Source organism: Caloramator australicus RC3 (genome assembly GCF_000297115.1).
Lineage (GTDB): Bacteria > Bacillota > Clostridia > Clostridiales > Caloramatoraceae > Caloramator > Caloramator australicus.
Map to the genome: position 1 here is coordinate 1 of NZ_CAKP01000109.1, position 12,993 is coordinate 12,993.

18 protein-coding genes and 2 tRNA genes are annotated in these 12,993 nt (G+C 33.9%); 14 read left to right on the forward strand and 6 right to left on the reverse strand.

What is annotated here, in order from left to right:
- Together CAAU_RS10380 and CAAU_RS10385 are read right to left on the reverse strand one after the other, a co-directional pair.
- A partial coding sequence (locus CAAU_RS10380; RefSeq protein WP_040306523.1) for a transposase occupies positions 1-406 on the reverse strand: 406 nt, incomplete at its 3' end.
- A 148-nt stretch (positions 407-554) separates the two neighbouring features.
- Entirely contained in the window at positions 555-902 is a 348-nt protein-coding gene (locus CAAU_RS10385; RefSeq protein WP_040306524.1) for a four-helix bundle copper-binding protein, read from the reverse strand.
- A gap of 91 nt (positions 903-993) precedes the next feature.
- Between CAAU_RS10385 and CAAU_RS10390 the strand changes: the two genes are divergently transcribed.
- The 5 genes from CAAU_RS10390 to CAAU_RS10410 all read left to right on the forward strand — a co-directional run bounded on the left by CAAU_RS10390 (position 994) and on the right by CAAU_RS10410 (position 4,757).
- Positions 994-1,269, forward strand: a complete 276-nt coding sequence (locus CAAU_RS10390) for a CC/Se motif family (seleno)protein (protein ID WP_008909393.1) — start codon at positions 994-996, stop codon at positions 1,267-1,269.
- A gap of 85 nt (positions 1,270-1,354) precedes the next feature.
- Positions 1,355-1,546, forward strand: a complete 192-nt coding sequence (locus CAAU_RS10395) for a PspC domain-containing protein (protein ID WP_008909394.1) — start codon at positions 1,355-1,357, stop codon at positions 1,544-1,546.
- 52 nt (positions 1,547-1,598) lie between these two features.
- Entirely contained in the window at positions 1,599-2,750 is a 1,152-nt protein-coding gene (locus tag CAAU_RS10400) for an amidohydrolase (protein WP_008909395.1), read from the forward strand.
- A 46-nt stretch (positions 2,751-2,796) separates the two neighbouring features.
- Positions 2,797-4,050 (forward strand): D-serine ammonia-lyase, encoded by a 1,254-nt coding sequence (locus CAAU_RS10405; RefSeq protein WP_008909396.1) that lies wholly within the window; start codon positions 2,797-2,799, stop codon positions 4,048-4,050.
- 56 nt (positions 4,051-4,106) lie between these two features.
- Positions 4,107-4,757, forward strand: coding sequence for a hypothetical protein (locus CAAU_RS10410; protein ID WP_008909397.1), 651 nt, complete (start codon positions 4,107-4,109; stop codon positions 4,755-4,757).
- Positions 4,758-4,769: 12 nt separating this feature from the next.
- Here CAAU_RS10410 and CAAU_RS10415 read toward each other — a convergent pair whose 3' ends face one another.
- Together CAAU_RS10415 and CAAU_RS10420 are read right to left on the reverse strand one after the other, a co-directional pair.
- On the reverse strand, positions 4,770-5,903 hold the full coding sequence (locus CAAU_RS10415) for an aldo/keto reductase (protein WP_008909398.1): 1,134 nt from the start codon (positions 5,901-5,903) through the stop codon (positions 4,770-4,772).
- Positions 5,904-5,913: 10 nt separating this feature from the next.
- Complete coding sequence (locus tag CAAU_RS10420; protein WP_008909399.1) at positions 5,914-6,459, reverse strand: pyruvate kinase alpha/beta domain-containing protein; 546 nt, start codon at positions 6,457-6,459, stop codon at positions 5,914-5,916.
- 123 nt (positions 6,460-6,582) lie between these two features.
- Here CAAU_RS10420 and CAAU_RS10425 point away from each other — a divergent pair, with 123 nt between their 5' ends.
- Positions 6,583-6,996 (forward strand): hypothetical protein, encoded by a 414-nt coding sequence (locus CAAU_RS10425; RefSeq protein ID WP_008909400.1) that lies wholly within the window; start codon positions 6,583-6,585, stop codon positions 6,994-6,996.
- Positions 6,997-7,008: 12 nt separating this feature from the next.
- The gene (locus CAAU_RS10430; protein ID WP_008909401.1) at positions 7,009-7,761 is read left to right on the forward strand and encodes a sulfite exporter TauE/SafE family protein; all 753 of its coding nucleotides are present in this window, start codon (positions 7,009-7,011) and stop codon (positions 7,759-7,761) included.
- Between the two features lie 23 nt (positions 7,762-7,784).
- On the opposite strand, the gene CAAU_RS10435 is transcribed toward CAAU_RS10430, so the two are convergent.
- Positions 7,785-8,879, reverse strand: coding sequence for a 6-phosphofructokinase (locus CAAU_RS10435; RefSeq protein WP_008909402.1), 1,095 nt, complete (start codon positions 8,877-8,879; stop codon positions 7,785-7,787).
- A gap of 256 nt (positions 8,880-9,135) precedes the next feature.
- Between CAAU_RS10435 and CAAU_RS14360 the strand changes: the two genes are divergently transcribed.
- The 5 genes from CAAU_RS14360 (at position 9,136) to CAAU_RS10455 (ending at position 11,079) form a co-directional block, all read left to right on the forward strand.
- Positions 9,136-9,300 (forward strand): aspartyl-phosphate phosphatase Spo0E family protein, encoded by a 165-nt coding sequence (locus tag CAAU_RS14360; RefSeq protein WP_008909403.1) that lies wholly within the window; start codon positions 9,136-9,138, stop codon positions 9,298-9,300.
- A gap of 79 nt (positions 9,301-9,379) precedes the next feature.
- Positions 9,380-9,456 (forward strand) — tRNA-Arg (locus tag CAAU_RS10440).
- A 45-nt stretch (positions 9,457-9,501) separates the two neighbouring features.
- Positions 9,502-9,957 carry a tRNA adenosine(34) deaminase TadA gene (gene tadA / locus CAAU_RS10445; RefSeq protein ID WP_008909404.1) on the forward strand — a complete coding sequence of 152 codons (456 nt, stop codon included), beginning with the start codon at positions 9,502-9,504 and terminating at the stop codon, positions 9,955-9,957.
- A 36-nt stretch (positions 9,958-9,993) separates the two neighbouring features.
- A tRNA-Ser gene (locus tag CAAU_RS10450) sits at positions 9,994-10,083 on the forward strand.
- 48 nt (positions 10,084-10,131) lie between these two features.
- The gene (locus CAAU_RS10455; RefSeq protein ID WP_008909405.1) at positions 10,132-11,079 is read left to right on the forward strand and encodes a 2-hydroxyacid dehydrogenase; all 948 of its coding nucleotides are present in this window, start codon (positions 10,132-10,134) and stop codon (positions 11,077-11,079) included.
- A 1-nt stretch (position 11,080) separates the two neighbouring features.
- On the opposite strand, the gene CAAU_RS10460 is transcribed toward CAAU_RS10455, so the two are convergent.
- Entirely contained in the window at positions 11,081-11,731 is a 651-nt protein-coding gene (locus tag CAAU_RS10460; RefSeq protein WP_008909406.1) for an Mpv17/PMP22 family protein, read from the reverse strand.
- 101 nt (positions 11,732-11,832) lie between these two features.
- Here CAAU_RS10460 and CAAU_RS13985 point away from each other — a divergent pair, with 101 nt between their 5' ends.
- Both CAAU_RS13985 and CAAU_RS13990 read left to right on the forward strand, forming a co-directional pair.
- On the forward strand, positions 11,833-12,258 hold the full coding sequence (locus CAAU_RS13985) for a response regulator (protein WP_008909407.1): 426 nt from the start codon (positions 11,833-11,835) through the stop codon (positions 12,256-12,258).
- Positions 12,259-12,314: 56 nt separating this feature from the next.
- Positions 12,315-12,638, forward strand: a complete 324-nt coding sequence (locus CAAU_RS13990; protein ID WP_008909408.1) for a nucleotidyl cyclase domain-containing protein — start codon at positions 12,315-12,317, stop codon at positions 12,636-12,638.
- Positions 12,639-12,993: the final 355 nt, after the last annotated feature.

Consider the following 12,993-nt stretch of genomic DNA (forward strand, 5'->3'; position numbering starts at 1 on the left):
CAATTGCCTGTTGTAATATTTTCTTAAATATTTTTTCAAACAAATCTGTTCCTTTGAACCTACGCTCATAATTTTTGCTAAATGTGCTAAAGTGGGGAATGTTGTCAGTAAGACCAAATCCTAGAAACCATCTGTATGCAACATTTGTTTCTATTTCTTTTATTGTTTGACGCATAGATTTTATACCAAACATATATTGAATTAAAACTATTTTAATTAATACAACAGGATCTATGCTTGGTCTTCCATTATCTAAGCAATACATGTCCTTTACAAGATCATATATAAAATCAAAATTGATAACTTTTTCTATTTTTCTAACTAAATGATCTTCTGGAACCAATTGATCAACAGAGATAAATTCTACTTGTTCTCTACGAGTTTTATCTTTGTTGATTGTTAGCATACTTATCCTCCTTTATTACTTCGTATATTATTATATTTCGACATAAAAAAAGAGAATCCTTTTTTTGCGATGGATTCTCTTTAAAAAATTATACTTTGTCAACAGTCTGTAGACTCAATAGTAATATTACTATTGAGTCTTGAAATTATTACATGTTAGCCATTTTTCTACATTCATCAGAACAACTTTTGCATATGTCTGAACATTTTTGGCAATGCTCATCTTTGAACATGCTACATTCTTGAGCGCATTTATTACAAATTGTAGCACATAGTTTACACATATCTTTTGAAAATTGTGAATCTATTGACATAAAAGCAACTGCTTGTTGACAAATTAATGCACATTCAAGAAGGATACTTATGCAATTTTTCCTGGCAGATACATCAGGCTCATTCAAACAAGCTTTAAAGCATTCAAAACATGCCTGAGCACATTTTACACAAATATCAATGCAAGATTGATATTTGTTAGTTAATTGAGTAACTACTCCCATTGTAAAACCTCCTTTTAAAATTTTCCCAATGTTAGTTTTCCGATTATAATTCTTCTATACATTTAACAAATAATTTGTGAGGTGATAGTAAATGGAAATAAAGATATCTAAAGATGCAATAGAATATATCGAACAAAATGGTAAAGAAGCATATGTTTTTTTAGGAAACGTTGGTGGATGCTGCGGTGGAAGTGTTCCTATGCCATATATTTATATTGGAAAACCCAAGGAATTAAGTAAATATCAAATGCATAAAATTGAAAATATAATAATTTATACAAGCAAAAACATAGAGAATAACAGGGAAATAAATGTGTACCTTTCTAAATTATTATGGTTAAAGCATATAAATGTGGATATTAAATGAGCTTACTTATTGATGAAAATAATATATAATATTTATCAAAGGAAAAAATAGTATATAACCTTAGAAATTTTTAGGGGGAATTTTTATGGAAAAAAGATTATACAGGTCAAGAACCGATAGGATGATAGCTGGAGTATGTGGAGGTATTGCAAAGTATTTTGATATGGACCCAACAATTGTAAGGCTTTTATGGGTGCTTATTGTAATGCTTGGAGGTTCTGGAATACTTGCCTATATTATTTGCTGGATTGTTATTCCTGAGGAGCCAATAGGCTAGCTATTTTGGATTAGCCTTATATAATAACTTATTACGATTTGGGGGGATTAATTTGAAAAGGATTATTAAAGGGGGATTTATATACCCTGCTGTTGGACAACCCTTTAGGGGGGATGTATTAATTGAGGATGGGAAAATTAAAAAACTTGCAGAGAACATTGAAGAGGACTGCGAAATTATCGATGCTTCTGGGAAATTCGTATTTCCAGGGTTTGTCGATGCCCACAGCCACCTTGGATTATTTGAAGAGGGGGTAGGATCTATCTATCAGGATGGAAACGAAGCAACGGATCCTGTAACTGCCCATGTAAGGGTAATAGATGCATTTAATCCCGATGACAGTGCAATTGAAAGGGCCTTAAGTGGGGGAGTAACTACTGTTATGATTCTTCCTGGAAGTGCAAATCCAATCGGAGGTCAAGGGGCAATATTAAAATTAAGAAGCAAAATAGTTGATGAGATGATTATAAAGGAACCAGCAGGTTTAAAGATGGCCTTTGGGGAAAATCCTAAAAGGGTTTATGGAGGTAAAAATCAAACCCCTTCCACAAGGCTTGGGACAGCAGCAGTTATAAGAGGATATTTTATGAAGGTTCAGGATTATATAAAGAAAAAGGAAAACGCACAAAAAGAGGGAAAGGAATTTACAGAAAGGGATATAAAGCTTGAAATAGGAGAAAGGGTTTTAAAGGGTGAGATTCCAGCAAGAATACACTGCCATAGGAAGGATGATATATTAACAGCTATAAGGATAGCTGAGGAATTTGGCTTTAAGTTTGTTTTAGAACATGGAACAGAAGGATATAAGATTGCTGATTATTTAAAGAAAGAAAACGTTCCTGTTGTCGTTGGACCGTTATTTGGATTTAACACAAAGCTTGAGCTGAAGGATAAAACCTATGAGGCTATTAAGATTTTAAACGAAAAGGGCGTCTTAATTTCAATAATGTGTGATCATCCTGTAATCCACTTAGAACATGCTAATATTCATGCAGGTGTTGCCTTAAGGTATGGTGCAAAGGAGGAGGATCTAATTAAAATGCTTACCATAAACGGAGCAAGGATCCTTGGCTTGGAGGATAGGATAGGTAGTATTGAAGAAGGAAAGGATGCTGATATAGTAATTTGGAGCCACCATCCCTTTGACTTAAGGGCAAGGGCGGAAAAGGTTTATATAGATGGGGAATGTGTATACAGTATATAGGGCCTGATAATTTATCAGGCCTTTATAAAAATTTGGGGGGAGTATTATGGAAGTTTTAGATAAGATAAAGGGTTTGCAGCCAATCTTTTGGGAAAATCCAAAAAAATTAAATGCCGATGATGCATTAAAGAAAATAGATTTAACTTATGAGGATATCCTTGAGGCTGAGGATAGGCTTAAAAGGTTTGCACCTTTAATAAAAAAATTATTTCCTGAAACGGAGGATGGGATTATTGAATCACCTTTGGTTGAGATAAAAAATATGAAATTGGAACTGGAAAATAAATACAAAAAGAAAATAAATGGAAAACTATTTTTAAAGTGCGATAATTATTTAAAGGTTGCAGGTTCCATAAAGGCAAGGGGAGGAATTTATGAGGTTTTAAAACATGCCGAGGACCTAGCAATGGAAAATAGATTGTTATCAAAGGATGATGATTATTCAAAGTTATCTGAGGAATCCTTTAAAAAATTTTTCTCAAATTATAAAATTGCTGTAGGTTCTACCGGGAATTTAGGTTTATCTATAGGTATTATGGCTTCGGCTTTAGGTTTTAAAGTGGATATTCATATGTCCCATGATGCTAAGGAATGGAAGAAAAAGATCCTAAGGGATAGGGGATGCAATGTTATTGAATACAAGGAGGATTATACAAAGGCAGTTGAAGAGGGAAGAAGGCAGTGTGAAGGTGATAAAAATGCTTATTTTGTGGATGATGAAAATTCAAAGCACCTTTTTTTGGGATATTCTGTAGCAGCCCTAAGGCTTAAAAGGCAGCTTGAAGAGTTAGGAATAAAAATAAATAAGGATAATCCTTTATTTGTATATTTGCCCTGTGGGGTTGGAGGAGCACCAGGTGGAATAACATTTGGGCTCAAACATGTATTTAAGGATGATGTTTTCTGCTACTTTGTAGAGCCAACCCATTCACCCTGCATGCTTTTAGGCCTTGTAACAGGGAAACATGAAAAGGTGCATGTTAATGATTATGGAATTGATAATAAGACGGAAGCAGATGGTCTTGCAGTTGGATCGCCCTCAAAGCTTGTATCAAAAATAGCAGAGATTTTAATTGATGGTATCTATACAATTGAAGATGATGAACTTTTTAAACTTCTTGTCCTTTTAAAGGATAGTGAAGATATTAAGATTGAGCCATCAGCGGCGGCTTCATTAAAGGGTCCACTACTTTTAGAAGCATCCCAAAATGCAATTCATATAGCCTGGGCTACAGGAGGAATATTTGTTCCTGACGATATTTATGAAAAAATGTATATTAGGGGTAAGAATATTATTTGAAAAATTGGATAAAATAAATCATATAATGTATTGAATTATGTTTTGGAAGGGTTGCTATGAAAAGAACTATTTTTCTTTCTTTAATTTTTCTTGTTCTTTTTACATCTGTTGTTTTTGCTCACAAGCCTATATTTGAAACAAGGGATACTACCTTTGAAAAACCAATTGTTGTAAAGGACCACACTATAAGTTATGCAATTTATGGAAGCCTTGATAAAATCGATGACGTAGATTTTGTAAAATTTGAGGCAAAAAATAAGGATCCTTTGTTTGTCCAAATGACAATTCCAATCATTAAAGGCAATGAGGATTTTAGCCCCTCCTTTGCTATTATCGGAAAGGGCATAAAGCAGAGGGATAAGCTACCCTTTGATATTCCTGAAGGGTATGGAAGTTTAGTAATAAAGCCTTCACCTAAGGAATACTTTTATGAAAAATTTACCCAGACTAAATACTATATAAGGCAAACTATAAGGGGAGAAATTCCTGAGGATGGAGAATATTATGTTGCAGTCTTTTCAGATGGCGAAAAGGGAAAATATTCCCTTGCAATTGGTGAAAAGGAAAAATTTACAGTTGTCGATTGGTTAAAGATGCCTTTTATTTATGTAGTGGTTAAGTATTTCTTTAACCCATTTGCAACGGTTGCAGTCATAGGTTTTATTATTATATTAATCTTCTATATAGTTAAAAGAAGAAGGGCCTAAATTGGCCCTTGATTATTCTGCAAGTGTTTTATGAACATCCTTTAAAAGACTCCTTATAGGAAGCTTTTGTGGGCATACATCTTCACATTTTCCGCATTCTTTACAGTTTTCAGCTCTATTTTCTTTATTTATGTAATTATTATAAACTTTTCTGCTTCCCTCTAAATCGTTGTATATGAAGGCACTGTTGTAAACTGAAAAATTCCTTGGAATATCAACACCAAAGGGGCAAGGCATGCAGTATTTGCAACTTGTGCAGCCAATTTGGTTAAGGCTTTTATATGTTTCCTTCACCTTTTTAATTAATTTTATTTCCTCCTCATTTAGAGAATAAGGATAAGCATCATTGATAACCTTTAAGTTTTCCTCTACCTGTTCAATTGTGCTCATTTCGCTAAGTAACAAAGATACTTCTTCAAAGTTTAGGACATATCTTAATGCCCATTCGGCAGGTGTTCTTTTAACATTGTGTGAATTCCAAATATCCTTTACTTTTTCTGGAGGCTCCTTAGCAAGTTTCCCTCCTTTTAATGGTTCCATGACTATTATAGAAATTCCTTTAGAATGGGCATATTTTAGTCCTCTTAATCCTGCCTGTTCATCTTCATCAAGATAGTTGAATTGGATTTGTGAAAAGTCCCATTCAAAGGCATCTATTATATCTTTAAAAACATTGAATTCATCGTGAAAAGAAAAACCAATTTTTTTAATTTTACCTTCATTTTTTGCCTTTACTAAAAAATCTAAAACTCCAAGGTTATATACCTTTTCCCATGAATTTTTTGAAAGGGCATGAAGAAGATAGCAGTCTATATGGTTAGTTTCTAATTTATTTAGCTGTTCATTTAATAATCTTTCAAAATCATCCTTTTCATTTACAAGCCAAACGGGCATTTTAGTGGCAAGTAAAACTTTTTTTCTATAACCTCCCTTTAAAACTTCAGCAGTAAATATTTCACTATTTCCCTTATGATAAGGATATGCTGTATCTATGTAATTAACTCCATTATCAATTGCATATCTTACCATTTTAAATGCCTTTTCCTTATCTATTTGCCCCTCATCACCATTTAAAATTGGAAGTCTCATCATTCCAAAACCTAAAGCAGAAACCTCAAGGTCCTTTGCGAATTTTCTATATTGCATAACAACCCTCCTAAAATTCATATGGTTTACAAATTATCTCTTTGATTTTAGTTTCAAATATTGATGCTGCATGGGAAGGCCTTATCACAACGGCAGTATCAGCGCCTTCTCCTGTTCCTCCTATTGCTATTATATCTTCTCCATAAGGAATTAGCCCAGCGTCAAGGGCCATAACTGAAATTTCTACAGCAACTTTAACACCTTGTCCGAGCATTCTAAGTGTATGGGCCATAATTTCAACAGGATATATGCCAGCAAATTTTTTTGATATTCCCCTTTCTGCACCAGACAAAACATGGGTTCCCGTATAAACTTTAAATCCAAGCTTTTTAAGATCTTCTATTGTTTTTTCATCTATTTCCATAACTCCAGGTTCTTCAAAACCATTTACATGGGTTATAACTATAATATTTTTGCCACTACCAGCTAAAAACTTTGCAGTATATCCTGAACAGGATGCAACGACGATATAATCTATGCCCTTTTCTTCTGCAACCTTTAGGGCAAGTTCTATGGTTTTTGCTGTATTGTGCCTTCCTGCGGTTTCAAAATACATTTTAGCACCTCCTACTTTTATTTCTTAATAATAATTTTAATATATTTTTGCCAAAAAATGAAAATAGAATTTTGTTGTTTTCATTTATATAATAGTGTTATAATGTTTCATGGAGGGATTGTCATGGAAAACGATAAGGTTTTTGATCTTCTAACCAAATTGTATAGCGAAATGCAGAACGGTTTTAAAGAAGTTAATAATAGACTAGACAGGGTAGAAGAAAGACTAGACAGGGTAGAAGAAAGGCTAGACAGGGTAGAAGAAAGGCTAGACAGGGTAGAAGAAAGGCTAGATAGGGTAGAAAAAAGACTAGACGGAGTAGAAGAAAGACTAAATAAGGTAGAAAACAATCAAGTGACTATGGAAAATGAACTAAAAGAGATGAAAAAGACTTTGTTTGATGGTTATGTGCAGAACACAGAAGCCATAAAAAGATTGGAAGCAAAGGTTGACGAGCTTTCTGAAAAAGTTGATAGGCATGATATTAAAATTCAAGTTATAGAGGGTGGAAAATCATCAAGAAGAAAGGCTAAATAACAGGGGGATAATATGAAACTTTTACTTTTATGCATAGTAGGGTTTGTTGCAGCCTTTGTGGATTCCATTGCAGGTGGTGGGGGACTTATTTCTGTTCCAGCCTTTATGCTCTATGGTTTACCAACACATATGGTTCTTGGAACAAACAAATTCTCTGCTACGACGGCATCTTTAACAAGTTCAATCAAATACATAAAATCAGGAACTACAAATAAAGAATTACTTAAATATTTATCGCCTATGACCTTTATTGGAGCTGTCATTGGCGTAAACTTAGTTTTAAAAATAAACCAAAGGTATCTTTATGCTATGGTTTTAATCCTTGTTCTTTTTGTTGGTATATATACGCTTTTTTCAAAAACGATTGGTCAAGAGGATAATTTTAATGGTTTAAATAGAAGAAACCTATTATTGGGTATGATCTTAGCATTATTTATAGGTGGGTATGATGGCTTCTTTGGACCTGGGACAGGCTCCTTTTTGATTTTTGGGCTTATAAATATTTATGGTTTTAATTTTTTAAATGCTGCAGGAAATGCGAGGTTTTTGAATTTTTTGAGCAATATTGCTTCTTTAATAGTTTTTGCCTACAAAGGAATGGTGGATTATAAGATAGCAATTCCAGTTGCTCTATTTATGATTATAGGAGCGCGCCTTGGAACTAAAGCAGCACTTTTTAAGGGATCTAAATTTATAAAACCTATATTTGTAACGATGTCTATTTTAGTTGCTTTAAGGATGCTATATAATTTTATAAACATATAAAAAGCAGGCAGATGCCTGCTTTATTAGTCTCCAAAGGATATTCCAACGCTTCTTGCAACCTGAACAAGTTCTCCATTTGGATCAACGTATTTTTCTTTTCCTATAACGTCCTCAAGTGGAACATATGATATGTCGTCTCCCTTTAGACATACCATGTTGCCGAATTTTCCTTCTGCTATAAGGTCAACGGCTTTAACTCCATATCTTGTTGAGAGTATTCTGTCGTATGTTGAAGGTGAACCTCCTCTTTGAACATGGCCCAAAATAGTTGCTCTTATTTCATGAGTTTTTATTCTTTGTTCAAGTTCATTTGCAAGTTTATGGGCAATACCTCCAAGTCTTATTGGGTCTGGGCTGTCCTTTACTATCTTGCTGACTACAACTTCTCCTCCTTTTGGCTTTGCGCCTTCAGCCACAACAATTATGCTAAACAATCTTCCCATTTTTCTTCTTTCTTCTATTTTTTCAACTACTTTATCTAAATCAAATGGTATTTCAGGAATTAGTATAACATCAGCTGAACCTGCAATTCCTGCATGTAGAGCAATCCAACCTGCATTTCTTCCCATAACTTCAAGTATCATAATTCTATGATGGGATTCAGCTGTGGTATGTAGTCTATCTAGGGCTTCAGTAACAACTTCAATTGCAGTGTTAAAACCAAATGTGTAGTCAGTTCCACCAAGGTCGTTGTCGATTGTTTTAGGAACTCCAACAACCTTAACTCCCTTTCTTGAAAAATCCCTTGCACTTGTTAAAGTTCCATCCCCACCAACAACAACTAAGGCATCAACGCCTTCCTTTTTCATGTTTTCAATTGCAACGTCGGAAACGTCCTTTTTAACAATTTGACCATTTTCTTCAACTTGGTAGTCGAAAAGGTTATCTTTATTTGAGGTATAAAGTATTGTTCCTCCTTTGTGAATAAGCCCAGTTACACTATCTAAAGTAAGAGGAATAAAATCGTTTAGATAAAGCCCCCTATAACCGTATTTGTAGCCAATAACTTCATAGCCGTATTTTAAAATTGCAGTTCTTGTTACAGCTCTTATTACTGCATTCAAGCCAGGGCAATCTCCACCACCAGTTAAAATAGCAATTTTTTTGATTTGCGACATTAATTACACCCCCGTTATTAAAATCTAACTTATATTATATATTGTTCAAATAATATATAAAATATTTATTATATTCAAAAAAGTTATTTATTATTAACAAAAAAAGTCGATTAAGAAATAAGATGGATTTTTTTGTCGATAAATAACCTTTTGAAATATTTATTATTTGTGTTATAATTAAAAAAAGATTACTGAATTTAACAGGCAGACCTCTTTAACTTGGGAAACCAGGTTAAAAAAAAAGAGGTGGAATGCCATGAGGATTTTGCGCGAAAAAATTGAATACTTAAGAAGGAAGATGGATAGAAGATTAGAAGAAAAAAATTTTATTGTTGATGATGAGATAGTTAAGTTAAGCCAATTATTGGATAAGTTTATCGCAAAATATCAAAAAAGGCAAACGAAAATAAATAGGGGATAGCCCCTATTTTTGTTTGTCCTTCTATATAATGTAATTGACAAATTAAAATAATCAATTATAATAAAATTGTAAACATTATGCACCCGTAGCTCAGCAGGATAGAGCAACGGTTTCCTAAACCGTGTGCCGGAGGTTCGAATCCTCTCGGGTGCACCAGATCAAGCCTTCGGGCTTGATTTTTTATTTTTAAGTGGTGATTTTATGAATCATGAATATTTTATGAAAATAGCCATCGAAGAAGCCAAAAAGTGCCTTTTTTTAGATGAGGTTCCCGTTGGAGCTATAATAGTTAAGGATGGGAAAATAATAGCAAGGGCTCATAATTTAAGGGAAACCTTAAGGGATGCCACAGCTCATGCTGAAATCCTTGCAATCAATGAGGCATGCATGGCATTAGGGGGATGGCGCCTTTTAGACTGCACTATGTATGTAACCCTAGAACCTTGTCCGATGTGTGCAGGAGCCCTTGTAAATTCTAGAATAAAAACTTTGATTTTTGGGACTAGGGATCCTAAGGGAGGGGCCTGTGGAAGCTTATATAACATTGTAGCAGATGAAAGGCTCAATCACAGAATAGAAATCATTGAGGGAGTTTTACAGGATGAGTGTAGTAAACTCTTAAAAGAGTTTTTTAAAAGCAAAAGAAAAAAGGATTGATAATTTTATATAAAAATTGTAATATATATTTAGTATGGAGAGATGGCCGAGAGGTCTAAGGCACTTGACTCGAAATCAAGCGTGGGGGCAACTCCACCGTGGGTTCGAATCCCACTCTCTCCGCCAATGTCCGGCTTTTGCCGGATTTTTTTATATATTTAAAGGAGGAATAGTATGAAGGTATATATTACCTACCAGATCCCAGAAATTGCAGTAAGATTATTAAAGGAGCACTTTGAAGTTGAGGTAAATAGAGGAAAGCATTTAAGCAAGAAGGAACTTATAGAAAAAATAAAGGATGCAGATGGAGTATTATGTCTTTTAAATAATACTATCGATGCAGAAGTTATGGATAATGCTAAAAGGATAAAGATTTTTGCAAACTATGCGGTAGGCTTTAATAACATAGATGTTTTAGAGGCTAAAAAGAGGGGGATTATCGTTACAAATACGCCGGATGTTTTGACAGATGCAACTGCTGACCTTGCCTTTACTCTATTGCTTTCTGTTGCAAGGAGAATAGTTGAGGCGGATAAATTTACAAGGGAAGGTAAATTTACAGGGTGGGAACCTAATTTATTTTTAGGTTGTGATATAAAAGGTAAAACCTTAGGCATAATTGGCGCAGGAAGGATTGGTAAAGCCTTTGCTAAAAGAAGTATGGGATTTGACATGAAAATAATATACCATAACAGGAGAAGGGATTTAGAATTCGAAAGGGATTTTAACGCAGTTTATGTAGATAAAGAAACTTTAATAAAGGAATCTGATTTTATCTCACTACATGCACCTTTAACAGATGAAACCTATCATATTATATCTGAAAAAGATTTTGATATGATGAAAGAAACTGCAATTCTTATAAACACTGCAAGGGGACCTCTTGTTGATGAAAAGGCTCTTGTAAAGGCGTTAAAGAATAGAAGAATATTTGGCGCAGGTCTTGATGTTTATGAATTTGAACCTCAAATTGAAGAGGAACTTAAAAGTATGGATAATGTTATACTTTTACCTCATATAGGCAGTGCAACAATAAATACAAGAAATGAGATGGCTCGCCTTGCTGCAGAAAATATAATAAGGGTATTAAAGGGTCAGAAGCCTTTAACACCCGTTGTATAGATTACTTTTTACGTTTTGCTAAAGATAAAATAGCACCTAGGGCTATCGATAAAAAGGATGCCATTAATACTCTGTATTCAGATGGAAGTAAAAAGGTTATTGTATGAGCAGGAATCCAAAAGAACGGGATGGTTTTTAAAACTACAAAACTAATAAAGGTATTCCAATCTATTTTTGATATAACATCATTAAGTTTAACCTTTAATATTTTATTAAGTTTACCCTCTCCAAGGTCTATAAAGGTATCGGTTATTCTGTGGAGGGCCATAAAGGTTGGTGCAAAAATAAGGTTCATAAGTGCACTTGTATAAAATGCCGGCCAGAACCTTAAACTACTCTTAGGCAATAAGCTTTTTTCTATGCAAGCACTAACTCCGGAAGAAAATAGATCAAAAACAAGGGCAAAGACCATTCCTAAAAAGCCCCAGATTATAAACCTATAAATTAATCCATGGGGTTTTTTATAGTCCCCCGTTTGAAGTCTTATGGCTAAAAGTTCTCCCATTGTAGCAAGGATGGATACCTTTATAAATCCCATAATATAAGGGTGGGACTTTGTAAGAGTAACAAAAGCAACATGAGTTGGTTTGTAGATTAGAATAAAAATAACTAATAAAAGAGCGGTAAGCCATAGAAAATCCTTTTTCTTCATCTTTATCCCCCTAAATTTATTGAAATTTTTTGTATTTTCCAATATTATATCATATGTGGGACAACTTAAACAATTTTTAAAAGGTTGAGGGGAAGACTATTATGATAATTGAAAAATCAAAAGCTAAGGATGTTTTATTGGTAGATGACTCAAACTTAATACAAGTTTCTTTAAAAGAAATTCTTCAAATGGAAGGATATTCCGTTGAGTTAGCTTCAAGTGTGGATGAAGCTATAGCTGCGATAAAAAGAAAAAATGGCGAGTTTCATCTTATTATTCTTGACGTTCATCTTCCCAATAAAGATGGATTTTATTTGGTAGAACTGTTAAGGAAAGATGAAGAGTTTAAAAATTATAAGAATGTTCCAATTATGATGTTAACTTCTGATGCTACAATGGTTACGGTTAAGAAGGCTATAGAAAAGGGAGTTAATGATTACCTTAATAAACCCTTTAAAACATCTGAAATTTTAAAGAGGGTGGAAAAATTAATATTAGATAAAAAGAAACAAATTATAAAAAGTTAATTGATGCTCTACAAAATGAAATAGAAAGGGCTAAAAGAGGGAATTATAATTTAACTTTGATTATTGCTAGCTGCGAAAGCGAAAAGGATATAAAGATTAATGAAATCATAAATGATATATCAAACAGGTTAAGGAAAGTAGACACCGTTCTTGAACTTGGAACTTCAACTTTTTGTGCGATATTGCTCTTTACCGGGTTAAATGGAGCACAGGTGGTAATCGATAGGATAAAGGAATATCTTATTGGAAAGTGGTATATTGGAATATCCGAATATCCATCCGAGGCAAAAGATGCCCTTGAATTATATAAATTGGCTAAAGAAAAAATAACAAGGGAAATAAACCAAGAAATAAATAAGATAGAAGAAGAAAAGGCATAAGCTTACAAAAATTGTTATGTCAATATCTTTTGAAAATGTCACCTAAAAATAATTTAAAATAAAGTTAATTATCGTATGAAAATGTCATTTAGATGGGTAAAAATTAGGGGGCTTTGCCCCCTAGAACCCCCATCCTCGCCGGAAGGCAGAGGGGCAGATTAAACTGCCCCTAAAAGGCAATAGGATACTATGCCGCCTGATGTCAAGGCCTTTCGCGGCATAAACGGGCACCCTCCCACAAGTGGGCCCCTCCCATTTACTTCCACGGTGCCTTGACATCACCCGACTAACAGTCCTATTATCAAAAGCTAACATTTACCCTAAATTTGTATCTGTCAACAAATTATCTTACCGA